Source organism: Pseudomonas sp. GW823-FHT02C05, assembly GCF_058797595.1.
Genome location: NZ_JBXAJU010000007.1, coordinates 77,093 through 97,080 on the forward strand (window position 1 = coordinate 77,093; position 19,988 = coordinate 97,080).

General features: G+C 60.0%; 31 protein-coding genes. 4 read left to right on the forward strand and 27 right to left on the reverse strand.

Annotated features, from left to right (window positions below; genetic code table 11):
- Positions 1–78: 78 nt before the first annotated feature.
- The 14 genes from AC1RGE_RS30405 to AC1RGE_RS30470 all read right to left on the reverse strand — a co-directional run bounded on the left by AC1RGE_RS30405 (position 79) and on the right by AC1RGE_RS30470 (position 6,699).
- The gene (locus AC1RGE_RS30405) at positions 79–288 is read right to left on the reverse strand and encodes a hypothetical protein (RefSeq protein ID WP_183000939.1); all 210 of its coding nucleotides are present in this window, start codon (positions 286–288) and stop codon (positions 79–81) included.
- Positions 289–299: 11 nt separating this feature from the next.
- Positions 300–551 carry a hypothetical protein gene (locus tag AC1RGE_RS30410; RefSeq protein ID WP_346624495.1) on the reverse strand — a complete coding sequence of 84 codons (252 nt, stop codon included), beginning with the start codon at positions 549–551 and terminating at the stop codon, positions 300–302.
- The gene (locus tag AC1RGE_RS30415; RefSeq protein WP_492585701.1) at positions 548–703 is read right to left on the reverse strand and encodes a hypothetical protein; all 156 of its coding nucleotides are present in this window, start codon (positions 701–703) and stop codon (positions 548–550) included. The genes AC1RGE_RS30410 and AC1RGE_RS30415 overlap by 4 nt, the downstream gene beginning before the upstream one ends.
- Complete coding sequence (locus AC1RGE_RS30420; RefSeq protein WP_346624494.1) at positions 696–1,154, reverse strand: DUF2528 family protein; 459 nt, start codon at positions 1,152–1,154, stop codon at positions 696–698. The genes AC1RGE_RS30415 and AC1RGE_RS30420 overlap by 8 nt, the downstream gene beginning before the upstream one ends.
- Positions 1,155–1,215: 61 nt before the next feature.
- Positions 1,216–1,419, reverse strand: coding sequence for a hypothetical protein (locus tag AC1RGE_RS30425; RefSeq protein ID WP_346624493.1), 204 nt, complete (start codon positions 1,417–1,419; stop codon positions 1,216–1,218).
- A gap of 2 nt (positions 1,420–1,421) precedes the next feature.
- On the reverse strand, positions 1,422–1,685 hold the full coding sequence (locus tag AC1RGE_RS30430) for a hypothetical protein (RefSeq protein WP_159897416.1): 264 nt from the start codon (positions 1,683–1,685) through the stop codon (positions 1,422–1,424).
- A 69-nt stretch (positions 1,686–1,754) separates the two neighbouring features.
- The gene (locus tag AC1RGE_RS30435; RefSeq protein WP_346624492.1) at positions 1,755–2,051 is read right to left on the reverse strand and encodes a hypothetical protein; all 297 of its coding nucleotides are present in this window, start codon (positions 2,049–2,051) and stop codon (positions 1,755–1,757) included.
- Between the two features lie 51 nt (positions 2,052–2,102).
- Positions 2,103–2,234, reverse strand: coding sequence for a hypothetical protein (locus tag AC1RGE_RS30440; RefSeq protein ID WP_346624491.1), 132 nt, complete (start codon positions 2,232–2,234; stop codon positions 2,103–2,105).
- 51 nt (positions 2,235–2,285) lie between these two features.
- A complete protein-coding gene (locus AC1RGE_RS30445; RefSeq protein WP_492585572.1) occupies positions 2,286–5,006 on the reverse strand; it encodes a bifunctional DNA primase/helicase in 2,721 nt (906 codons plus the stop codon).
- 12 nt (positions 5,007–5,018) lie between these two features.
- Positions 5,019–5,252 (reverse strand): hypothetical protein, encoded by a 234-nt coding sequence (locus tag AC1RGE_RS30450; RefSeq protein ID WP_053149916.1) that lies wholly within the window; start codon positions 5,250–5,252, stop codon positions 5,019–5,021.
- A gap of 76 nt (positions 5,253–5,328) precedes the next feature.
- Entirely contained in the window at positions 5,329–5,700 is a 372-nt protein-coding gene (locus AC1RGE_RS30455; protein ID WP_492585574.1) for a hypothetical protein, read from the reverse strand.
- Entirely contained in the window at positions 5,697–5,987 is a 291-nt protein-coding gene (locus AC1RGE_RS30460) for an Ogr/Delta-like zinc finger protein (RefSeq protein WP_053149922.1), read from the reverse strand. The genes AC1RGE_RS30455 and AC1RGE_RS30460 overlap by 4 nt, the downstream gene beginning before the upstream one ends.
- On the reverse strand, positions 5,984–6,457 hold the full coding sequence (locus AC1RGE_RS30465) for a YmfL family putative regulatory protein (RefSeq protein WP_492585576.1): 474 nt from the start codon (positions 6,455–6,457) through the stop codon (positions 5,984–5,986). Before AC1RGE_RS30465 ends, AC1RGE_RS30460 begins: the two co-directional genes overlap by 4 nt.
- A gap of 29 nt (positions 6,458–6,486) precedes the next feature.
- Complete coding sequence (locus AC1RGE_RS30470) at positions 6,487–6,699, reverse strand: DNA-binding protein (protein ID WP_015634841.1); 213 nt, start codon at positions 6,697–6,699, stop codon at positions 6,487–6,489.
- 84 nt (positions 6,700–6,783) lie between these two features.
- On the opposite strand from AC1RGE_RS30470, the gene AC1RGE_RS30475 reads away from it, so the two are divergent.
- The 4 genes from AC1RGE_RS30475 to AC1RGE_RS30490 all read left to right on the forward strand — a co-directional run bounded on the left by AC1RGE_RS30475 (position 6,784) and on the right by AC1RGE_RS30490 (position 8,434).
- Positions 6,784–7,104, forward strand: coding sequence for a helix-turn-helix domain-containing protein (locus AC1RGE_RS30475; protein WP_492585578.1), 321 nt, complete (start codon positions 6,784–6,786; stop codon positions 7,102–7,104).
- 11 nt (positions 7,105–7,115) lie between these two features.
- Entirely contained in the window at positions 7,116–7,463 is a 348-nt protein-coding gene (locus AC1RGE_RS30480) for a DUF2511 domain-containing protein (protein WP_172681983.1), read from the forward strand.
- 130 nt (positions 7,464–7,593) lie between these two features.
- Positions 7,594–7,755 (forward strand): hypothetical protein, encoded by a 162-nt coding sequence (locus tag AC1RGE_RS30485; protein ID WP_015634842.1) that lies wholly within the window; start codon positions 7,594–7,596, stop codon positions 7,753–7,755.
- A gap of 64 nt (positions 7,756–7,819) precedes the next feature.
- The gene (locus AC1RGE_RS30490; protein ID WP_492585580.1) at positions 7,820–8,434 is read left to right on the forward strand and encodes a hypothetical protein; all 615 of its coding nucleotides are present in this window, start codon (positions 7,820–7,822) and stop codon (positions 8,432–8,434) included.
- A gap of 116 nt (positions 8,435–8,550) precedes the next feature.
- On the opposite strand, the gene AC1RGE_RS30495 is transcribed toward AC1RGE_RS30490, so the two are convergent.
- The 13 genes from AC1RGE_RS30495 to AC1RGE_RS30555 all read right to left on the reverse strand — a co-directional run bounded on the left by AC1RGE_RS30495 (position 8,551) and on the right by AC1RGE_RS30555 (position 19,876).
- A complete protein-coding gene (locus tag AC1RGE_RS30495) occupies positions 8,551–9,819 on the reverse strand; it encodes a phage late control D family protein (RefSeq protein ID WP_492585582.1) in 1,269 nt (422 codons plus the stop codon).
- Positions 9,816–10,256, reverse strand: a complete 441-nt coding sequence (locus AC1RGE_RS30500; protein WP_194237250.1) for a phage tail protein — start codon at positions 10,254–10,256, stop codon at positions 9,816–9,818. The genes AC1RGE_RS30495 and AC1RGE_RS30500 overlap by 4 nt, the downstream gene beginning before the upstream one ends.
- Before the next feature lie 6 nt (positions 10,257–10,262).
- A complete protein-coding gene (locus tag AC1RGE_RS30505; RefSeq protein WP_492585584.1) occupies positions 10,263–12,884 on the reverse strand; it encodes a phage tail tape measure protein in 2,622 nt (873 codons plus the stop codon).
- Positions 12,874–12,993 carry a GpE family phage tail protein gene (locus AC1RGE_RS30510; RefSeq protein WP_123726300.1) on the reverse strand — a complete coding sequence of 40 codons (120 nt, stop codon included), beginning with the start codon at positions 12,991–12,993 and terminating at the stop codon, positions 12,874–12,876. Before AC1RGE_RS30510 ends, AC1RGE_RS30505 begins: the two co-directional genes overlap by 11 nt.
- Positions 12,994–13,001: 8 nt before the next feature.
- Entirely contained in the window at positions 13,002–13,331 is a 330-nt protein-coding gene (locus AC1RGE_RS30515) for a phage tail assembly protein (RefSeq protein ID WP_123726299.1), read from the reverse strand.
- Positions 13,332–13,384: 53 nt separating this feature from the next.
- Positions 13,385–13,900 carry a phage major tail tube protein gene (locus AC1RGE_RS30520; RefSeq protein ID WP_110596765.1) on the reverse strand — a complete coding sequence of 172 codons (516 nt, stop codon included), beginning with the start codon at positions 13,898–13,900 and terminating at the stop codon, positions 13,385–13,387.
- 57 nt (positions 13,901–13,957) lie between these two features.
- A complete protein-coding gene (locus AC1RGE_RS30525; protein ID WP_346624478.1) occupies positions 13,958–15,127 on the reverse strand; it encodes a phage tail sheath protein in 1,170 nt (389 codons plus the stop codon).
- 117 nt (positions 15,128–15,244) lie between these two features.
- Positions 15,245–15,625 (reverse strand): phage tail assembly chaperone, encoded by a 381-nt coding sequence (locus AC1RGE_RS30530; protein ID WP_346624477.1) that lies wholly within the window; start codon positions 15,623–15,625, stop codon positions 15,245–15,247.
- On the reverse strand, positions 15,622–17,439 hold the full coding sequence (locus AC1RGE_RS30535) for a phage tail-collar fiber domain-containing protein (protein ID WP_346624476.1): 1,818 nt from the start codon (positions 17,437–17,439) through the stop codon (positions 15,622–15,624). The genes AC1RGE_RS30530 and AC1RGE_RS30535 overlap by 4 nt, the downstream gene beginning before the upstream one ends.
- Positions 17,432–18,055, reverse strand: a complete 624-nt coding sequence (locus tag AC1RGE_RS30540) for a phage tail protein I (protein WP_346624475.1) — start codon at positions 18,053–18,055, stop codon at positions 17,432–17,434. Before AC1RGE_RS30540 ends, AC1RGE_RS30535 begins: the two co-directional genes overlap by 8 nt.
- Positions 18,055–18,966, reverse strand: coding sequence for a baseplate J/gp47 family protein (locus tag AC1RGE_RS30545; protein ID WP_346624474.1), 912 nt, complete (start codon positions 18,964–18,966; stop codon positions 18,055–18,057). Before AC1RGE_RS30545 ends, AC1RGE_RS30540 begins: the two co-directional genes overlap by 1 nt.
- Positions 18,963–19,307 carry a GPW/gp25 family protein gene (locus AC1RGE_RS30550; RefSeq protein WP_346624473.1) on the reverse strand — a complete coding sequence of 115 codons (345 nt, stop codon included), beginning with the start codon at positions 19,305–19,307 and terminating at the stop codon, positions 18,963–18,965. The genes AC1RGE_RS30545 and AC1RGE_RS30550 overlap by 4 nt, the downstream gene beginning before the upstream one ends.
- Positions 19,304–19,876, reverse strand: coding sequence for a phage baseplate assembly protein V (locus AC1RGE_RS30555; protein ID WP_346624472.1), 573 nt, complete (start codon positions 19,874–19,876; stop codon positions 19,304–19,306). The genes AC1RGE_RS30550 and AC1RGE_RS30555 overlap by 4 nt, the downstream gene beginning before the upstream one ends.
- Positions 19,877–19,988: the final 112 nt, after the last annotated feature.

The following is a 19,988-nucleotide window of genomic DNA, read 5'->3' on the forward strand; positions in this document are numbered from 1 at the left end:
ATGTATTGAAAGATCCAGCATGCTGAAAGAAAAAAGGCCCGTTGCCGGGCCTTTGTGTTCAGGGTTTAGTGTTGCCGATCACTGTTGGCGAAGTAACCAGAACAGGCCGGCACTTTTTCTAGGTGCGGGAGCAACCCCGGAATGAGCTTCCTCGGCCCGTCGTCGTGCATTGAGGATCTGACGTGCTTTGCTGCACTTCTGGTGGTTGCCGTGGGCGCGGGATTTTCCGCACTGGTCGCAGATGCCGGTCAGGTCTAAGTTCCAAGGGAAGGATTTGTTGTTGCTCATGGAGTCCCCCATCACATCCGAAACGATTGATGGTTCAGTTGCGGTTGTAACTGCTGGGCAGCATCGATGTCGCCGGCTGGCTGGATATCGCAAACGAAATAGAGTCTTTTGCGGTTCCTATCGGTGAGGTCCGCCGTGAGTTGTCGGGCGGTGGTACTGCACTGCTGGTAGGAGTCAGGCCCAATCCAGCGTTGAACTGGGATCACCTGACAATCCGTGCGGGCGGCACTGGTGCACAGGTACAGCAACAGGAAGACGTTCATTGGGCCTCCTGCTGGGCAACGCTCAGCGCGATCGCTACGGGCTGCACCCAGACGGGCATGTTGCCGACTACGGGCCTGACTTGGTTGAAACCCTTGGTGCCGCCGCCAAGGCCGCAGCAGAAGTGAAAGTGCTTGAAGATGCGATTAAGCATGCTGCACCTCCTTCAACTCGACGCTGTAGAAGTTGATGGACGCAACTTCTGCCGCTACGCAGCGGATGCCACACCAGCCAAAAGGACTGTCGTCGGTGCCGCCCCAGCCATCTGCCTCATGAACATCAGCCGACCAGATCAGGCCAGGATGCGGGTCACCATCTGGGGACTTGTAGTCAGCGCTGAAGTCGGTTCCACCTTCTTGGCTCATGTCGCTGATGATCCAACTGCCGAAAAGGCGCACGGCTGCGCGGACTGGGTTCCCGTCTTCGGATTCGACGTAACCCCCTGAACAGCTCCAGAAGTTGCAGAGCTCGGTAGCCCGCTCAGGTGTCAGCTTATTGAGGTCAACTTCGAGCAGGACGTTGTTGCCCCCGAACGTTTCCTCCACACGGTAAAGCGCTGTGTTGCTGGTTTGGGGCACGGTGGCCGCAGGTTGGATGGTTTGCATGGTGCTTCTCCTTTGGGGCGATGGGGAGTTGCAGCTCCCCGTTGAACGCCCGTTTTCAAGTTCAGCGCGCGAAGCGCCGAGGCTTGTTCTGCTTGGCTGCGGCCTGTTCGGCCATGAATGCTGCCCACTCCGCTGTTTTGCGCTTTTGGCGGGCCTTGCTGCAGCGTTGGTGAGTGCGGGTGGATCTGGCTTTGCCGCAGATGTCACAGCGGCTCGGCAGGTCCAGGCGATGGCTTGCCATCGCCGGGCGGGAGCGTTCGGCCATGTTCAGCGCTCTCCGCACAACATGCGGGTGAGCGCGTTCGGTTGACCGTCTGGTGTCAGCTTGTCGAGCGGGTGGGTAATGCGACGGCCGTTGGCTGCGCGCAAGGTCGCGACGTTGCCGTTGATCTCGACGATAACGCCTTTGCGCGCGCTGAAACGGTAGCTGCGACCGCCGCCGCTGATGGCGACGTAGCTGACCTTGTCGCCGACAGCGAGTGGGGTTGTGGTAGCCTCTGCGGTGCCGCCTTGGGGTTGATTCACTTGCATGGTGCTTCTCCTTTGGGGTGGTCGGTGTCGAGGGATTGCAGTCCCTCGGCACCACTCTTTCGGAACAATTCAGCCGGCGATGCGAACCAGGAAAATTTCCAGGTCCTTCAATTCATCGTTCTCGTCGTGAGCTGTCTGCCACTTCAATACTTCGTCGATTTGCTGGCGGGTGCAGTCATCCACGAGCAATGTGCGTTCTCCGCGCTCAATCCTTACTTCCATGATCGAAAGCAGGCCCTCTTGGGCGTATGCATCCGCGTGTATGATGCTGGTGGGCTTTCCTTGCGCGTTTCGCTGCTCCTCGATCTGCCTTAGTTGGCGGGTCTTTCCCGTTTCCCTGGCGCCTTTGATGACCTTGATATGCATGGTGCTTCTCCTCTGGGGTTGCCCAGGCGTTGCAGCACCTGGGCGGTTGGGTTAGTAGCGGACGATGGCCAGCAGTACGTCCGGTGCGAGGTTGCCCAGGACAATCAGGACTGCCAGCGTCGCGGCGCTGCAGGTCAACGTGATCGCGTTGTCACTCAAGGTCGGTTCGTTTTCGTTTTGCATGGTGCTTCTCCTTTGGGGTGCCGAAGCGTTGCAGCGCTTCGGTGGTGGGGTTCAGGGCTGGAATACCCAGCAGCGAATGGTTTTCGGTTTGTCGAACGCGTCCAGCAACCGGGCTGAGTTGACGCCCTTGTTCGACTCCAGAAACTTGGGTGACTTGCTCGTCTTCAGCAGGCGCTTCAGATCGCTGAGCGCAGGCACTTGCTGGCGTTTGTTGGCAGCCATCTCGACGAATTCATTGAGGTTCACGGCGATTAACCCGTCCTTGCGCGCATGGTTGAGCGCGCCTTTCTCATCCATGCCGTTGAGGAAGTCGTACAGGTCCCAGAATTCGCGCACAGTCGGGTGATCGGCGTTGATGGCCTGCTGGCGCTCCAGGGCCATGCGGTTGACCTCGGCGTGTGTTAGGGCCTTCCGGTGTTCGCCGAGGGGCACCACGTCTGCCAAGGCATCCACCAGGCTGCGCAGTTGGGCATGGTTCTTGGCGATACGAACGGTACGGACGCCGGGCTGGGCCAGTAGCTCCTGCTCGTAGCCGGAGGTGTTTTCCTCCATCAGGCGCATCGTGTTGGCTTCGCGTTGCAGTGCCTTGACCAGGAAGCCGCTGATGTTTTCCATCGGCATGCGTTCCAGTTGCTCGGCGAACTGCTTGGTTTCCGGGGTGTGGTGCTCCCGGGTCAGGTGGACGTGGCACAGCCGCTGCAGGATCGGCTCCGAGGCATTCACCGGGTTGTTCTGAGCGATCAGCAGGGCGGCGCGGAAGGGCGGTTCGTGGGTGTCGTTGCCGTTGTTCTTGACGCCGGTAGAGCGAACGCTGCGGCCGTTGTAGGCGGTTTTCAGTTCGTCCCAGTCGAAGTGCTTCACCGGCTGGCCTTCCTTTTGCTCACGCTCCGACTCAATCAGCACTACCGGCAGGTTGCTGACCTGCGAGAAGTTGCGCGCGCGGCTGGCGGCAGTCGCTTTGGATGGGTCGAAACCTTCGTAGTCGGTACGGCCGACCAGTTTCCACAACAGCTCCACAAGGGTGGTTTTACCCGAACCGGCTTCCCCTACCAGCTCCAGGAACATCAGTGATTTATGGATCTGGCGGATCTGCTCGGCGTGCAAGGCACCCAGCCACCAGGCCAGCACTACCAGACCCTGCACGCCAAAGCAGCGCCAGTAGATATCGAACCAGCCTTCGTTGTAGGTGTTGAGGTCGGTATTGATGTGCAGCACCGGCGACTGGCTCTGCGACTTGATGCTCAGTTTTCCAAGGTCGAAAAAGTCTTCCTTGTTGCGCATCTGGATTTTCCCGCCGAAGAAGGCGAGGTCGTTGAAAACGTAGGCTCCGTGCTCGCGGCTGTAGCCGATCCATTCGATGGTGTTCACGGTTTTCAGGCAATCGAGCTGGGGCGCGAGAATCCGTTTCAGCTGTTGGGCGCTGCCCTCGAACATTGCACCGTTGGAGACGTTGAGCAGGCGATTGGCGAACTCAGGCGCCGAGGTGAGCTGCTTGGCCGTGAAGGTGCTTTTGATGACGGCCCCTTGCGGGCGCTCTATGCGGAAGTAGTACCAGGCCTCATCGGTCAGGTCGTTGCGCATGTAGTACAGCGCTTGGAAGTTGCAGTTGGCGATGCTGGTCACTGAGCCTGACTGGCGCAGGGCCTTGTAGCGGCGCTGTTCATCACTGAGCAACTGGTCTTCATGACGCTCTGAGCTCTCTAGGTCGTTCATGGCGCGGTCGTAGCGCTCAAGGTCCAGCCGAAACCAATACAGGCGCTTGCGGAACGAAAAGTGGAATTCCTTACGCTCGTCACGCAGGTAGATCAGAAAGCCCTTTTCTTCAGCTGAATCGGCAAGCAGCAGGTCGCCCTGGTGACGGGCCTCTTCCAGGTCTTGCTGGATGCGTTCGGCTCGTTCGTCCTCACCCTCGATAGATTTCCAGCGTAGGTGCAGGTCGTTCCAATCGACTTTTTTGCCATTGGGCTGGGGGATAACTGCTGCCTTGCAGGTGAAGCCCAGGTCGCGCGCATCCTTAGCCCAGCGGCGCATATTGGCCTTGGCGACTGGCTCGTTATCGAGCGCCCACACCAGGCGTGGCAGGGGTTTGTCAGCGTCGCGGCGCAGTTTGACCAATGCCTTGAGGGAATCGATAGGGCAGGGGGCGCTGGACATCATGGACACGGCCGAGACGTCGTTGTGTCCTAGGGCAATGGCGTCAAAGATCCCTTCGTTGACCCAGAGCTCGTCGACTTCCAGCAGATCCAGGCTTGGTGGGCACCACCAGACGCCTTTGTAACCTGGCTGGCCCTCGCCGGTGGGGCGGAAGCGCGCCTTCATCTTGCCGAATCGCTCGGGCCGATCGATCAGGCGCTCCCAGTAGCCGCCTTTTTCCAGGGGAAAACGCACCGTGGCACTGCCGATGTTGAGGCGACTGTCCCAGTAGTGTTCCTGGGTGAACCAACCGGCGATCAGCTCAAACTTAAAGCCCCGCGCAAACTCAAGATAGGCGCGCGCCGTGGCGAGCGGGTTGTCTGGCGTCGACGGAGCGGTCTTGCTCCAGTCGTTGAACAGATCGTCGTAGATGTCCTTTACGTGGACGCGGTGGTCGCACTTTTCTGGTCGTCCGCAAATCAACGTCCAGGGCGAGTCGTAGAAGGTGTACAGGGTCTTCTGGCCGCAACTTGGCGCAGGGCAAACACCCTTGCGCATGTAGTTGGTGCCGGGCATGTGTTTGAGCTGGTAATCCCGCTCAATGCGTTGGATGACTTCGGCTCGCAGCCTATGTTCCATTTCCATCGTGGCTTACTTCGCTTCGTCGAGACTATGTTTCAGGGCGCCAATCAGGCGTTTTTGCGCAGCCATGACCGGAAAGGCCACGAGCAGCGAACCGTGCCGGAGGCCTTCGGGGATCATGCGAAAGCGGTCGTCATACCAGTGCTCGTTGAACTGGGCGCTGTAGTCAGCCCGGAGTGCTTGAAGCAGGGCTTCGGCCTGTTCGCGGGGCAGTTTTGCGGTGATGGCGATGTCGATTTCCATGGTCCACCTCAGATTTCGGGCAAAGCTCACCCAAACCCACGGGAAACGGGGCAGGGCGGGGTGTTTTAAAAGGGTGTTATCGAGGGTGTGGCTTGAGAGCAGAGTCGCGCTGGGTGAGCAGAGTCTGTGGCAGAAGCCTTGCCGGGACTGGGTAGCGCAGATCGGCCCGGGTATCGATCAGATGCACGACCTTGCAACCAGGACTGGAGCCCCAATCGATACCAATCCATTTGCGCTGCTTGATCACCTGAAGCTCGGTCCAGGCGTTATGCACCAGCTGTTCAGCCATGAATACCGGCACTTCCAGGGCGGTCGTCAGGTGTCTGACACAGTTGTCGTAGAGCATGTCGGAATCCACCAGATACTGAGCTTCATGCCGTTGCAGATAGGCAAATGCAGCCCGTTGCATGCTGCTGCGGTAGTCATGGGGCAGGTGTTCGTGATTCATGGCGCACACTCCATTTCCATTTGGTCGAGCAGATCGGGTTGATCGTTGGCGGTCTTCATTGCCGCGCGGCGTAGGGCGATGTCGGCGATGGGAAGGCGCACGGATGGGTTAGCCATGCCGCTGGGGCTCATCTCGTGGGTCATCTCGAATTCAGCGCGTACTGACCAGCCACAAGCCTCGTTGGTGCACTGCAGGTAGGCCACCCGCAGGAAAATGTGGGTGCCCTCGCTGGTACGAATGCGCATGCGGCTGAGGCAGTGGGGGCAGACCAGTTTGTAGGTGCTCAATGCTGGCGCTCCTTGCTGTGCAGTAGGATCGTGGCCAGCACCTCGGAATGTCGTGCCGACATGTAGCGGTGATGTGCGGCGAGGATGGCCTCGGCTTCTCCAGGCTCTATAACGCCGTCGTTCAGGGCCTTGGCGATGATCTGGTCGACGTAACCTCGTTTGGCTGCAGCATTCACTGAGCGGCTGTAGAGATCGACGTTGTCCAGGGTTTCGGGTTTGGCCAGGGGCACAAACATTCCACCGTAGAGGCTGGCGATGTACTCGGGTAAATGAGTAGTGCGGGAGTCCTGTTCCAGCAGGTGGATCTGTTCATCGCTGAGCGGTCGGCTGCCGGCGTTCTCGTAAATGTGGTTGTCGAATTTCTTAAGTTCGTAGCCGAGACGTGCGGCTGCACACTCACGACCACCTGGGTAATCGCAGATCACCGCGCTCATCACCTGCCGTTTAGTTACTAGAACCGGGCGTTTCATCTTCTGGTTTTCTCCCTGAGCCAACGGGCCTAGTTTGTGACGACGCCGTCTTTGATTCCGAGTAGTACCGCGGCGCGGTGAGACTCTCCGCGCAGGCATTTCTTCTGTCCGTTCAACACGGCATACACCGTGGATGGGGTGAGGTTGTGCTGATCGGCCCAGTCCTTGGCTGACAGACCTTGATGCGCGAGCCTCTCGCGGGCTTCCTTGCACGCTTGCTCCGTGGGGTATCCGTTCGGCATAGTCTCGTTTCGTGTGATTTCGTGTGATGACAGGCGGAGTATTTCCCATGATTGTGGGAATGTCAATTCGCAGTGGAGACATTTGTGGGAATTGGTGATCGCCTAAAAGAAGAGCGCGAGCGGCTGGGCTTCAACCAGACCGAATTCGCGGCAAAGGCTGGTGCCTCGAAAAACAGCCAGTACAACTATGAGAAGGGCGACCGTAGCCCGGATGCCTGTTACCTGGCAGCAGTGGCTGATCAGGGTGTAGATGTGCTGTACGTCGTGACTGGCCAGCGCGTCTCTATGGACGAAAGTTCGCTATCGCAAGATGACTTGGAAATCGTGCAGCACATACGGTCGTTGGGTGACGAGGACAAAGGCGCCGTAATGCGCCTACTTAGGGCTTTCACTGATAAAAAATAGGGAGTAAGGCTGTGTCAAAACGGATTTGTGTATCGGTGCTGGTTTCTACACTGCTTGCTCTAGGGGGCTGTGGTGCCGAAGAAAAAAGTCAGAAGATTTCAAGCGAGGAGTACGGTGATGCTTGGCCGTTCACCGTAGATAGTGTTGATCTTCTGTGCGACGGCCCATCACCGAAAGCCTTGGCAAGAGCATCTAATGGAACGGTTTACGCGCTGAGTGGCAGCGCCCGCAGTCAGGCGAAAGAGCGTGGTTGGGCGGATGGCCAAGAGATCACCAAACCCAACCCGACGATGCCATCCATCAAGATGGACTACAGCGATATCGTTCAACGTGCGCAAGCCCTCTGCACTGGCGCATAACCTCGCAAAGAAAGCCCCTTTCGTAGGCTGGTTACACACCGAAACATGCTGAAAATCGCTCATTCCCCGGGTGCTTTGTTTGGCACCGATTTAGGTGTCGGGTACCCGAACGTGTGAAATGGAGTGATGCATGTTGGTGAAAAATGAGCTGCGAAGCGATCTGCCTCAGCCGATTGAGTTGGCTGGACTGAATGAGCGTGAGCGGATGGTCTTGCAGCTGTTCAGACTGCTTGATGAGGTGGCTCAAGAAGACATTATTCGTTTTCTGAATGTCCTTTTGGGTAACAAGTAAAAAAATACGCTGAGGCGGTGCTTATTACTTCTAGGACAAGTGCCGTCGTTAAATGGAGAGAGTAATGTCGATGAAGCAAATTGTTTGTGCGGCTCTTGTCTGTTTTGGTGTTTTCATGCAAGTACAGGCTCAGCCGGATGTGAAACCGAGAATTTACGATTCTTATGAGTTTCAAGGTCTAGTTTTGCCCGGTACAGCATTGGATGCAAAAAAAACCGGCTTCAAAAATTGTGAATTCTCAGTTTATGCAGGATACATATGTAAGCGTGAGACTCCTGGCGAGATCTACGGAGTTAGGCTGAAGAGCGCGGAAGTCAAACTGAATGATGAGGCAAATTTTTCGGGTGAAAGTACCACCACTGATAAAAGTAAGTTGAGTGGTGTACCAATAGAAAAACTTTCATATGGTTCTATATCTTTAAAGTTTGATAGTAAAGAGGAAAAGGCTTTTCAAGAAAAGTTAAAGCTAGATGGTTGGGTGGAGCTGTCTCGTCGGTACTATACTTACTATAAGCGCGGGGTTAATGTGGAGATCGTTATAACTCGCTGGGAAGCAACTTTGCACCCTGTTACGACAAAAGAAGTTAATGAGATTCTAGATCGGTTGGAAAAAGAAGATCAGGAGCGTGCCAAAAAAGATGATGCGGTGAAGAAAGCACAGGATTTTATGAAGTCATAGCACCTGTGGTGTGAGTTTCCGATCTGCACAACAGCGAAAGGCTTTGGATAAAACCGTCGCCTATACCCATCGAAGAGCCCGGCTTTGCGCCGGGTCCTTTGTTTAAGCAGGAGGGGCTATGCTGTTTCCGCCTGCATCTTCTTCCATTCCCGATCGACAGCCCGCTTCGCTGTCGTCTTGCTCGCATACAACCATCTCAGTCGCCGCGGTTTGCTCTGATCTCCGGCCGTGATGGTCTTCTCTTTACCGGTCTTCTTGTCACGGTAGTAGGCGATGATCCCTGTGTAATCCCCTTTGTTCTCTTCTGCCAACCCTTCGACGGTGTCCTCGGGCAACTTGCTTTCCAGCTCCAGGCTGACGGTGTAGCCGCTGTCGGCGCTGAGGCTGTGCTGTACGTTGCCGCCGTACCAGATAATCGCGTCGATCTCGGGCTTCACGCCTTCCAGGGTATAGGTCAGTTCGGGGATCAGATCCGGCCGGCCCACGGCCAGGGTGTAGCTCAGGGTGGCGCTGCCACGCTGCAGGCGGTTGAATTCGGCCCGGGCGGCTCGCAGTGCTGACTGGCGGTCGCTGAAGGTGTGACGCAGGTCCTTGAGGTTGTCGCCGCCGCCGGCGATGGCCTCTTGTTTCTTGGCACTGTTCACGTCGTAGAAATAGGCGCGCACGCCGTCGTAGCTGTCGCGGTCGGCCTGGAGATAGCGGTGCTGGTCACCGTCGGCACGGGTGAGGGTGATGTGCGGGAGCTCCATGCCGCTGGCGGTCTTGCCGCCACCGGCCGGAATGCACAGCAGGCAGCCAGCCTTGACGGTGACCACGGCGTCGAACTCTTCACCGACTCGGCTGATCAGGTTGGCGTCTGATTCGTTGGCCTGGTCCAGCTGCAGGATGGGCAGGCCGTCCAGGGCGCCGGCAATGGTGGCGGTCAAACCGTTACCTATGGCGATATCGCCCAGGACATCGCCGAGGGTGGTGTTGCTCCAGCTCCGCTCGCGTTTGGTTTTGAGCCCTTTGCGTAGATCGGCCGAGCGCGCCCGGATGCTGAGCACATCCGGAGCTCCGCTGTGCTCGGTCTCGTCGACAGTGTAGGTACCTTTGTCCACCAGGCCGGTGTCACTCCAGCCCAGCCAGAGCCTGACCACGGCACCCTTCGGCGGAATGGCCAGCAGCCCGTCATGATCGCTCAGGGTGATGCTGAGTTGATCGGCTTCAATGCCGCGATTGTCGGTCAGTTGCAGGCTCATCAGGCGGGGGCTGATGAGCTGGGCTATATCGTTGCCGTCTACGGTGATGCGGAAGGCCGGGACAGCGTAGGCGGCGTCGCGGCGGTACTGGTTGGCAGCGTCTTCGATAAAGCCCGTAACACGGGCGAGGGCGGCATCAATCACAGCAGCATCCTCAAGATACTTATGCCAGTGCTGCCGGCGGCGCCGATCAGGTCTATCCGGTCGTCATCGATGCGCTTGAGGTTGAGGGTGAACTCCAGGCGCCGCGGTGTGCCGTCACGGAAAAACACCGTCTTGGTCTCGCTCAGGCTCTCGATCACCCATAAACCGTAGATCCGGCCGCTGCCTTCGACCATGGGCCAGGCCTTGCCGGTATTCGCCATCAGCCGCAGGGTGTCGAGGCTCAGCACAGATCCGGCCAACTCGGGCAGGATGACGCCCGGCAAGGTGATCGAGTCGTCGCCTCGGCCCACAAACTGCCTGGCGGGAGCGGCGCCGATGCGGGTATTGCTGACGTGCCGCCACTCGGTCTGTCGTTGCAGCTCCTGGTAGGCGGCTGTGGAAAGGCTGAAGACGAACATGCCCAAGGCCATCATCATTGCGATTTACTCCAGGTCGGACAGTTGGCTGCGCTTGCGGGCGCCTTTTTCGCTTTCAATGCGCGCAAGTTCTGCCCGCACGGCGCGGCCGATTGCCAAGGCATCCATGCCTGGCGTGGGGTGGATGTTGATTTCGTAGTTGTCGTGGCTGTCGTAGGTGGCCGCAGGTGCTGGGCTGATGGGTGCCCGGGTATCGACCGAGAGGCCGGGCATGGCAGCAATGCCCAGCCCCATGCTGCCCGCTGTGGTGAGCTGTTGGCCGAGGTTGTTCACCGCGTTCAGTGGGCCTTTCTGGCCGGCCTGTAGTCCTTGGGTCAGTCCTTCCATGGTGAAGCCGCCGAGCTCGGCAAACACCCGCGATGGACTGTGGATGTCGAGCTTTTCCTTGAACCAACCAATGGTTGAATCGCCGATTGCGCTGATGGTCTCCTTCACCTTGCCCATGCCGGCGAGAAGGCCATTCACCAGGCCATTGACGATCATGTTGCCGAACTCGGTGAACTTGGTCGGGAGATCGAGGCCCAGGTAGTTCAGCACCTCGGCGAATGCCCGATAGATGATCCCGATGGGGCTGAAGTTGGCCAGGACGGTCAAGATGCCGCCAATGCCACCGTCGAACCCGGCTTTGATCTCGTTCCAGAGGCTGATGACATAGGCCTTCACCGCGTCCCAGTTCTTGTAGATCAGGTAGGCGGCACCGGCGAGGACTGCCACGACGGCAGCGATTGCCAGTACCACCGGGTTGGCCGCGAGCCCCCACATAGCGATGCTGACCGTGCGCAGAGCCGCGATCAGCGGGCCGCCCAGGGCCATGGCCAGCACGCGGATACCCTGGCCAATCAAGCCGAGGGCGCCGCTGCCCTTGATGCCGAACAAGGTCAGGGCGTAGCGCACCATCGCGAAGGGGCCAATCATGCTTGCCAAGCCGATGCTGAGGCCGCCCATGATGGTCATCAGTAAGGCGATGCCGGCGACGGTCTTGGCGATCTGGCGGGTCAACTCGGGGTTGGCCTTCACCCAGGCGCCCACACGGTTTGCCACTTCTCCCAGCGACTGGATGAGCTCCTTCAGCTCTGGGGCCATCACGTTGCCGACGTCGGCCATGGCGTTGGTCCAGCTGCCCTCGGCGGCTTCCAGAACGTTCGCCAGCGTCGACAGCTGCACGTTCACCCGGGTCCGCAGGTCGGCCTGGGTCTGCATCTTGCCCTCGACTTCGCGATAGCCGGCAATGCCCTTGGCCATCATGGTGTTGAGGGTGGTCAGGGTCTCGCTGTCGTCGCCGAACATGCTTTTGATCAGGTCGAGACGAACCTCGGTGTTCAGGCCCTTGAGCTTCTCCAGCTGGGCGTACATCTTCTCGATGCCGCCGAACTCGCCTTTGCCGTCTGTGAAGTCGAGCTTCAGCGAGATCCCGCGTTCGGCCTTCAGGTTATCCAGTGACTTCTGGATTTTTGCGTTGGCCATCGCGCCCTGGAAAATCTTCCGGTAGGCGTTACCCGCCGCGCCGCCTTCCATACCGGCCTGATCCATCATCACAAGCAAGGGAGTGAGAACCTTGCTCGCTTCCAGGCCCTGTTTCTTGATGATGTCCATCACCGGGGAGATCTTGCTGAAGCCCTGCAGCATGTTGCCGCTGTCGACGCCCAGGTAGTAGGTGCGCTGAATCGTGTCCATCAGCGCCATCATGTCGCCTTCGGTAGTCCGGGTGGCGTCCTGCATTTTTGCCGCGAACTCAGCGGCGGTGGTCACCGGCATCTGCAACTGAACGCCCAGGTACGCGGCGGCCTCGCCTGTACCGCCGAGGATGTTGGTCGCCGTGAGCCCCTGGCGCCGGAGCATTGTCATCATTTCCTGGAAGTCGGCAGTAGTGCCGGGCAGGCGGTCACCGAGCTGCGTGGCCAGGGTCGTCATTTTTTCGAACTCGACAGCAATTGAGCCGTCCGGCGCCATCATCGACACCTTCAGCTGGGTTGCGGCGTTCTCTGCTGGGGCAAAGGCATCTACTGCCGCCTTCAGTGGCCTGCTCAGGGCGTAGCCGGCGCCAAGCCCCGCGGCACCGCTTGCAGCCATGCCCCCGGATACGCTTTGAGCCTTCTCGTAACTCCTTTTCGCGTTGGCGAGCTGTCGTTGCTGCCCAGCCAGACGCCTGAGCTTGGCTTCCTGCTGCCCTATGGTCTGGTTGGTCTGGGTGATTTTGCTGCGTAGGTCACGCTCGGCCTGCCCGAGGTTGCGGGTGCTGATGCCGGCGTCGTAGAGCTTCGTGCGCAAGCCCTGAAGCTGCTCGCCCTGTTGCTGGTGCTGTTGCTTGAGCTGCTGCGCCTCTCGGATCGCTGAGCGCATGTCCCGGGTCATGGCTTTGGTTGGCGCACCGGTGGCAGCGAACTGCTGGCTGAGCGCTCGCACGCGATCACGGGCGGCGCCGAGAGCCTGCTCGGTCTGCTCGGCAGCGGCGCGCTGGGTGCGCCAGGCGCTGATGTCTTTCTGCTGCGCGTTGAGCTGCTTGAGGTTGTCCCGGGCATCCTTCAATGCCCGGGCAGCGCCGATGCTGCTCTTGTTGATCGACTTCAGGGGGCCGGTAGCCCTGTCGATGGCGTTCAGTAGCACCTGAAGTTTGAGGTCATTCGCCATCGGTGGAGCTCCGCACCCTGGCGCGCTCGCGCCAGTCCATCAGTTCCTGCAGGCCCAACTGGTCCATGTCAGCCGGCGCCCAGTGAAAAACTATGGCCAGATCGGCCATGGCGTCCTCTACGCAACGAGGGATACTTCCGTCTTCACCGACTTCTGCAACAAAAAACCGGAGATCTTGCTACCGCAGGCCAGCAGGTCGGCAGGGTCCATGGCCGCGGCCTCCGGGGCGGTGATGCCTGGGCTGCTGATACGAGGCAGGATCTTGATCAGGGTGGCAACGTCCATGTTCAGCAGTTCGACCAGGTGCACGCCGCGCAACTCGCCAGCTTGGGGTTTGCGCAGGGTGATCTTGTCGATGGTGGTCTTGCCCCGGGTGATCGGGGTGTCGAGGACCACGGTGTTGTCTTCGACTTCGGCAGGGGCTTGGGTGTTGTCGTCGGTGTTCATTGAGTGCTCCAGGTTGCAGTGCTATCCGCTCTCGGGCTGAGAGCGGCAGGGGATCAGATGCCGATGGCGTTGCGCTGTTTCTCCAGCATGTCGACGCCGTTGACCTTCTCGATGAAGTTGAGCAGGTCGATTTCGATGATGTCTTCGTTGTCCACGGTCAGCTTGTAGTAGCTGCAGGTGGTGGTGATGCTGTGCTCGGTGTCTTCGCCGGGGGAGGCGTCGCCCATCTCGATGGTTTCGTGCCGGCCACGTACCACCACCTCGACGGTGCTGACGTCGCCGGTGTCGTCCTGCTGAAAGGCACCGGAGAAGCGCAGCATGATCCCGGAGGCATTCACCGAGCCGAACTGGCGCAGGGCGATCAGGTCCAGGCCGCCGGTCTTCCATTCGAACTGGATGCCGTCATCGGAGAAGCCCAGGTCTGCCTTGACCGAGCCGTTCATGCCACCCCCCCGGTAGGACTCCATCTTGCGGCCGAGGGGCGGCAGGGTGACCGACTTGACCACGCCCAGGTAGCTGTTGCCGTCGTTGAACAGGTTGAGGTTTTTCAGTTTGCGAGGCATGGCCATGGCGGTGTTCTCCGGTGTCCTGGCACGGGGTGACTCCCTTCGCGAGGGAGCCCCTGGTTAGCTGTTGATCTTGCTGGCGAAGTCCATCAGGTAGCGGTCGGTGATCCGCTGCCGCAGGGTGAGGTCTTCCAGCGGTGGAACCGGCGTGTAGTCGTAGTCGATGAACAACTTGCCGGCCTTGAGGGTGTCCTTGTCGTTGGCGTCTTCCTGGTACCAGCAGTTGCCACCGATCAGGTACCCGGCCGAGATCAATTCGCGGAACTTTGCGTTGATGCCGTTGATGATGTCTTTCACCAGGGACGGGGTCATGGGCTTGTCCACGGCCCACATGTGCGCCTCGGCCATGGTGTCGGCGAGGATCTGCGCTGTACGGGTGTAGTTCTCGAAGGCGAACAGCGGATCGTCGCTGCAAGTCCGGCTGCCCCAGAAGCGAAAGCCCCCCTCGTTGATCAGAGTGGTCACCTCGTTGGAGTTGAGGTAGTTGGCGTCGGTGGCCGGGTTCTGCAGGTCCCAGAACACGTCGGCGCTGATGCCGGTGACGCCGTTGACCGCGACGTTGGACAGGGTCTTGTGCCAGCCGACCTCCTGGTCGATCTTCGCCCGCAGGCCCAGGGCACAGGCTACTGCAGATGCTTTGGTTGTCGCGTTGGCGGTGGTGTCCCAATGTTCGAAGTCCGGCCAGATCACCATGACTTCGCGGGCGCCGAAGTTCTCGCGGTAAGCGACGGCCTCTTCCTTGGTCTTGCTGTCCCGTGCACTGACGTAGCAGAAGGCCCGCAACTGCTGGCCGATCGAGACAAGTGCCGTCGCCACCGGCAGGCTGTCGAGGCCTGGCACACCGAGAATGCGCGGCACCATGCCGACGCGGGCCTTAGCCGCAAGTAGGGCTTTCATGCCTGTGTATTTGCCGTCGGCGGTGGTGGTGCCGATCAGTGCGCTGGTGGTCGCGGCTTCGGTTTCGCCTTCCTTGACCCGCACCACGATCACGTAGGGCTTGGTCTGGTCGGCAATGGCCTGCAGGCTGGCGCCCAGGGTGCCCTTGGTGCCGGCTTTGCCGACCGCGGTCTGAACATTGGTCAGCAGGACCGGGGTATCGAGCGGGAATGCCAGCGGATCAGCGTCGTCGGCAGTGCAGACCAGGCCGATAACAGCGGTGGGGATGGTGCGAATAGGGCGGGTGCCGTCGTTGAGTTCGAGGACCCGCACGCCGTGAAGATAATCGGCCATGGGTTTTGCCTGCGCAGTGAATGGGGTGACAGTGCACAGGCTGCCGCGCGCGCGTCGGATCGGCGAGCGCGGCGGGTTGTAGGGGAGGGGGATACAGGCAGAAGGTGCGGAGCCGGACTACTCGATTTGCTCTGCAATCCACTCGGGGGCAGCGGGGCGACGCTGGATAGCGGGAAAGTCCAGCGACTGCGGCCAGTCGCGCAGAGCCTGCATGTAAACCAGCAGTTCCTTGAATTGGCCGGCGGTAAGTGTGGTCGGCGCTTCTATCTCAAGCTGATCACGGTGACGCTCACGCAGCCAGAGCACAGAGGTTAACTCGACATCACGCCAGTTGCGCTCCTCGGTTGCTGGGTCGAGCAGAGGCGCGCTTGCACTGGCAATGTACGATCGAACCGCTTCGTCGGACATTGGCAGCAGATAGCTGGCGATGAAGTGCTCCGGGGCATCATCATCGTATGCATGCACCTCGCCCGTTTGCGGGTTGTTGAAATATCTCATGTACGAAGCTCCACCCAGGTCAAGTTAACAGGACTGCCATACGTGACTTTGTAAGTCGATCCCGCTGGCACGATGAAAGCCGCGTGATAGGCAGATACAGTCAAGTTCACACCATCGACTAAGACATAGACGCCGCCAGTTGTGAACGACACTTGCACGAAGATCGGGCGCCCTGTTGTGTTCGTGTAGACCGTGCCAGAGACTCGGGACGCTGTGACGTTCTGCCACGCCTGACCGTCGCCAAGGCCTCGGGGGCGTTCTTCCAAGGCCGTAGCCCGAGCCGAGAAGCCGACGACTTGCGCCGCCAACGCGGCTATATCAATCGTCCCTTGGTTAATCGGTGCATTCCACGCTTTGATGCACCACATGACTGCCAGGTTATGCGGTCGGGTTTCGTTTGACGTGCGGGCAACTCGGCTTGCATCGAAAGTCAACGAACTCACTTGTTTATCTGCAGCAGGACCATCACCAATCGAATTGCTGGTGCGCTCAGTCAATGCAAATGCACCGAACGCCGTTACCCCTTCACCAAGAAACTGATAAGCCGATGAAGGGGAAGCGTTCAACCACGCAACGATATTTTGAATGGTGTCGTGTTGCGTAGTGCCGCAGCCCCGGCCTGGGTCCATGCCTCGCCCATGGTCCCAGCCGCGCAGGAATTCACCCCGGGAATCGGGTAACCGGAAGTTTCCGGCGCCCTCGTCGCCCTGGTTGAATGTAGTCCCGAGGTAGGCCGCGAGGTCGGGGAAGGTCGCAATGCTCTGCACGCTGCCATCGATCTCAAGGAACCCCGGCGGCACGCTCGACTTGGGAAATGCCACTATCGAACCGACAGGAAGTGAGGAGGCCTGAGCCACCAGCGCCTCAATCTCAGGTTTGGTGTAGGTATCGGTAATGCCATGCCCGGCCAGGGTGGTCGGGTTGGTCCCGGCAATCACCCGGCCGTATTTATCCACGGTGACCTTGGTGTAGGTCCCAGTATTTACGCCTGTGCGGCCGGCCAACATCTCAAAGGCCAGGTCCGTGGTCCCGAGCACAATCGGCCCATCGGTTACCAGCTGCCAAACGCTATCGCCATTGGCTGTGCCTTTCTCGACATGAACAAACAGCCCTGGGGTAACTTCAAGGCTGGTATCGGCGTCCTGAGTTCGCGACCAGGCGCCGGCAGCCGCAACGTACAGACCGTTATCTTTGGCCTGGGTCTGGTTCTTGACCAAGACACGATTGCCGGCGGCCAGGGCCACCGAGTCAATCGTCTGCAGGCCGCTGAGGGTGATGGCTCCAGAGGTTGCCACCAGCACCGAATGCTTGAAGTCCTGCTTGTTCAGCTCTTCCAGAATGCGCTGATCGACGTAGGAGCGCGTAGCCAGGACCACGCTCGGGTCGATCTTTAACTGAATGTTGGTCGTGCTATTGGTGATGATGTGCATCCGCACGACCTGATTCCGCCCGGAGCCCTGGGCGAGGAGCGGCTTATAGCTGGGGGCCACGTTGGCGACCGCACAAAACACGCCGTCCTTATCCTCGATCGCCAACTCCCGAATCCACCAGCCGCCGACTTCCGGCGGCAACACGAGCTCGGCGATCAGGATGTTGTCATCCGTCGGCGAGACATACAGCGCATTGAGCGGCGCGCGGTAAACCTGGCGGATCAGTTGCGTTTGCCCGGGGCTTGGCACCGGGTCGGTGTCATTGGCGTCACCGATGAGCATGTAGCTGGGCTCCCACGGGATGCCCAGGGCGTCGCAGTTGGTTTTTTTTGCGGCGCCGAGGCTGGTGAGCATGCCGCCGAAAATGGAGTTCTGATTAACCATGGGGGTACACGTCCAGTTCGTCGAGGGTGTATTCGCTGACGCCGCTATAGCCCTGGATCACGACGTCCAGGTCCGGGTTGGTCCAGGGGTAGGCGTCGATCTCGTCACCGTCGAAAACGGTGACGCCGGTGTAGGCGTTCAGGCGGGTTTCAAGGGTGATATCGAGGCCGATCAGGTGGCGGGTGAGGGGCTTGGCATCGTCGATCAGCCAGGTCAGCTCCTGGTACATCTCCTCGGTGATGCCGGTATCGAGCACGCCGACCTTAAGCGCAAAGGTCGCCCTCGGCCCGTTGGGCACCTTCTGCCACCACTCGACGACCTCGATCAGATAGCCCAGCGGCTCCACTACCCGGCGCAGGGCACCGATGGTGCCCTTGCGTGAGTGGATGTAGTACGCCGCACGGATCGCGGCCCGCTTGGCTGCCTCCGTCCATTGGCTGGACCAGCGATCGACCGAGAAAGCCCAGGCCAGGTACGGCAGCAGGTGAGCCGGGCACAGATCCGGGTTGTATAGCTGGCGCAGTGGAATCGGTACGCGCTGGATTTGGGCCAGAGCCTGGGCGGCCTGACGTTCCAGCGGCGTGGAATTGCGCGGCAGTAGGGGCTGGTCGGTCATCACTCACCCCCCGTCGCCAGGGTGATGGCGGTACAGAATGGCGCCTGATAGGGCGTTGCAACAATATCCGCAAAGTCCTGCAGCACGACTTTGCGCACGCCTTCAACATGCAGCCGGGCATGCACCACCGATTCGGACACTTCCAGGCCCAGCCGCCGGCGCTGGTGCACAAATGCCCGCAGGCTGGCCTGGGCGGCGGCGAGGGCCAGCTCGTTTTCGGGCCCATTGCTCAGCATGTAGAGCGTGGCCTTGACCTGGTAATTGATGATCTCGGCGCTCTGGACGGTGAGCCGGTCGGCGACGGGCCGGCGGTCGTCGTCGCTGAGGTAGGTCTTGACCGCCGCGAGTAGGGCAGGCGAGGCCGTACCGTCGCCGAGCAGGGATTGCACAGTGATCACCGCCTCGGCCGGCGCGGGGCTTTCTGCCGTGGCGTCGGCAACCTGGCCATCAGCGGAGCGCGCGTGAAAGATGTAGCTGTTGCGCGGCCCCGCGGTGCTCAGACCTTCCCAGGCCATCTGGGCACGCTCGCGGAGGCTGTCGTCGTTCTCCATGATGCGGGCAATCGGTGGCACGGCCGCGGGGTTGGCTTCCTGCACTACCAGGCGGGCGACGTTGTAATTTGCCGCGAGGTTGTCCAGGTCGGAGTTCTTGGCCAGGGCCAGCATGTTGGCGACAGAGGCCTCATTGACCCGCTGGCGCCAGATGGTTTCCCGGTAGGCGTTCTCCTGCAGCAGCTTGGTCAGTGGCTCAGATTCCAGCGCCAGTCGGGCGGCAATTTCGGCTTGCTCCTCCACGGGCCAGAGGCTGATGGCGTAGGCCTTGCGCTCGGCGAGGATCTGCTCGTAGTCGATCTGCTCGACGATCTGCGGCGCCGGCAACTGGCCCAGGTCGATGGCGACAAAGGTGCTCATACGCTGGCCCCCAGTTGCAGCGGAACGCTCAGGCTCAACGGCTCGTTGGTATCAACTCGGCTGCATTCAATGTCCATCACCGACTGGCCCTGGAGCGTCGCGCCAACGAATTGCACACGGCTCAGGGTTATCCGTGGTTCCCAGCGCATCAGAGCCATCACGGTGGCCGCGTAAGCGCGCAGGCGGGTTGCATCGTTGAATGGGTGGTCAACCAGCTCGGCCAGGACGCTACCGTATTCACGGCGCATCACCCGGGTACCGAGGCGCGTGGTCAGGATATCGGTACAGGACTGGACGATATGTTTTTCGGTGCTGAGCTCGGCGCCAGTTTCTCTGTTCATTCCGGAACTCCCGTCTTGGCTCCACCAGGCAGCACGCCCCCATGCAGGTGCTTGACCAGGCTGATACCAGCCGCGATGACGTCATCTGAAACGGTGACTTTGCCGGTGACGGTTTGGTTGCCGGTCTGGGTGTAGTCGCCCTGGTGGGTGATTGGGCCGACGATGGTGATGCCGCCGTCGCTGACCAGGTTGGTGGTACCGCCAGGGGCCAGGGTGGCGTTCAGGTGATGGGCGACGCTGTCGTACTCGATCACCGTGCCGTCGCTGTAGGTGCGGCGATGCAGGCCGGCGCGGTCACCGTTGGCCGGGGCGCTGTCGCTGAACAGGCCGGTCAAGGCCACACCGTTGCCGAGCTGGCCCGAGGGGCTGATCAGCAGGACCTGCTCGCCAGCGGTGGGCGGGTCCCATTCCTTGTCGGATCCGGCGCGCAGGGCCAACCATGGCAGCCAGGTGGTAGTCAGTTCACCGGTTTTCACACGCACGCGCGGGGGCGTCATCTGGACTTGGGCGACAACGCCGAAGCGGATGAGGTTTTCAATCAGGCGGGCGAGGGTGGCTAGATCGTTCATGGCGCCGATGGTGGCGCCGCGCGCGTGCGGGTGCAGCTTTGTAGTGTTGTAGATCTCCGCTTTACAAGCGGATGTGGTTTTTATGGAGTTGTCGCAGAGTTTTCTGCACCAT

What these genes read in the sequence shown, in the direction of transcription:
- AC1RGE_RS30405 (WP_183000939.1), bottom strand. Translation starts at nt 288, where the DNA reads ATGAGCAACAACAAATCCTTCCCTTGGAACTTAGACCTGACCGGCATC.
- AC1RGE_RS30410 (WP_346624495.1), bottom strand. Translation starts at nt 551, where the DNA reads ATGAACGTCTTCCTGTTGCTGTACCTGTGCACCAGTGCCGCCCGCACG.
- AC1RGE_RS30415 (WP_492585701.1), bottom strand. Translation starts at nt 703, where the DNA reads ATGCTTAATCGCATCTTCAAGCACTTTCACTTCTGCTGCGGCCTTGGC.
- AC1RGE_RS30420 (WP_346624494.1), bottom strand. Translation starts at nt 1,154, where the DNA reads ATGCAAACCATCCAACCTGCGGCCACCGTGCCCCAAACCAGCAACACA.
- AC1RGE_RS30425 (WP_346624493.1), bottom strand. Translation starts at nt 1,419, where the DNA reads ATGGCCGAACGCTCCCGCCCGGCGATGGCAAGCCATCGCCTGGACCTG.
- AC1RGE_RS30430 (WP_159897416.1), bottom strand. Translation starts at nt 1,685, where the DNA reads ATGCAAGTGAATCAACCCCAAGGCGGCACCGCAGAGGCTACCACAACC.
- AC1RGE_RS30435 (WP_346624492.1), bottom strand. Translation starts at nt 2,051, where the DNA reads ATGCATATCAAGGTCATCAAAGGCGCCAGGGAAACGGGAAAGACCCGC.
- AC1RGE_RS30440 (WP_346624491.1), bottom strand. Translation starts at nt 2,234, where the DNA reads ATGCAAAACGAAAACGAACCGACCTTGAGTGACAACGCGATCACGTTG.
- AC1RGE_RS30445 (WP_492585572.1), bottom strand. Translation starts at nt 5,006, where the DNA reads ATGGAACATAGGCTGCGAGCCGAAGTCATCCAACGCATTGAGCGGGAT.
- AC1RGE_RS30450 (WP_053149916.1), bottom strand. Translation starts at nt 5,252, where the DNA reads ATGGAAATCGACATCGCCATCACCGCAAAACTGCCCCGCGAACAGGCC.
- AC1RGE_RS30455 (WP_492585574.1), bottom strand. Translation starts at nt 5,700, where the DNA reads ATGAATCACGAACACCTGCCCCATGACTACCGCAGCAGCATGCAACGG.
- AC1RGE_RS30465 (WP_492585576.1), bottom strand. Translation starts at nt 6,457, where the DNA reads ATGAAACGCCCGGTTCTAGTAACTAAACGGCAGGTGATGAGCGCGGTG.
- AC1RGE_RS30470 (WP_015634841.1), bottom strand. Translation starts at nt 6,699, where the DNA reads ATGCCGAACGGATACCCCACGGAGCAAGCGTGCAAGGAAGCCCGCGAG.
- AC1RGE_RS30485 (WP_015634842.1), top strand. Translation starts at nt 7,594, where the DNA reads ATGTTGGTGAAAAATGAGCTGCGAAGCGATCTGCCTCAGCCGATTGAG.
- AC1RGE_RS30490 (WP_492585580.1), top strand. Translation starts at nt 7,820, where the DNA reads ATGTCGATGAAGCAAATTGTTTGTGCGGCTCTTGTCTGTTTTGGTGTT.
- AC1RGE_RS30500 (WP_194237250.1), bottom strand. Translation starts at nt 10,256, where the DNA reads ATGATGATGGCCTTGGGCATGTTCGTCTTCAGCCTTTCCACAGCCGCC.
- AC1RGE_RS30505 (WP_492585584.1), bottom strand. Translation starts at nt 12,884, where the DNA reads ATGGCGAATGACCTCAAACTTCAGGTGCTACTGAACGCCATCGACAGG.
- AC1RGE_RS30510 (WP_123726300.1), bottom strand. Translation starts at nt 12,993, where the DNA reads ATGGCCGATCTGGCCATAGTTTTTCACTGGGCGCCGGCTGACATGGAC.
- AC1RGE_RS30515 (WP_123726299.1), bottom strand. Translation starts at nt 13,331, where the DNA reads ATGAACACCGACGACAACACCCAAGCCCCTGCCGAAGTCGAAGACAAC.
- AC1RGE_RS30520 (WP_110596765.1), bottom strand. Translation starts at nt 13,900, where the DNA reads ATGGCCATGCCTCGCAAACTGAAAAACCTCAACCTGTTCAACGACGGC.
- AC1RGE_RS30525 (WP_346624478.1), bottom strand. Translation starts at nt 15,127, where the DNA reads ATGGCCGATTATCTTCACGGCGTGCGGGTCCTCGAACTCAACGACGGC.
- AC1RGE_RS30530 (WP_346624477.1), bottom strand. Translation starts at nt 15,625, where the DNA reads ATGAGATATTTCAACAACCCGCAAACGGGCGAGGTGCATGCATACGAT.
- AC1RGE_RS30535 (WP_346624476.1), bottom strand. Translation starts at nt 17,439, where the DNA reads ATGGTTAATCAGAACTCCATTTTCGGCGGCATGCTCACCAGCCTCGGC.
- AC1RGE_RS30540 (WP_346624475.1), bottom strand. Translation starts at nt 18,055, where the DNA reads ATGACCGACCAGCCCCTACTGCCGCGCAATTCCACGCCGCTGGAACGT.
- AC1RGE_RS30545 (WP_346624474.1), bottom strand. Translation starts at nt 18,966, where the DNA reads ATGAGCACCTTTGTCGCCATCGACCTGGGCCAGTTGCCGGCGCCGCAG.
- AC1RGE_RS30550 (WP_346624473.1), bottom strand. Translation starts at nt 19,307, where the DNA reads ATGAACAGAGAAACTGGCGCCGAGCTCAGCACCGAAAAACATATCGTC.
- AC1RGE_RS30555 (WP_346624472.1), bottom strand. Translation starts at nt 19,876, where the DNA reads ATGAACGATCTAGCCACCCTCGCCCGCCTGATTGAAAACCTCATCCGC.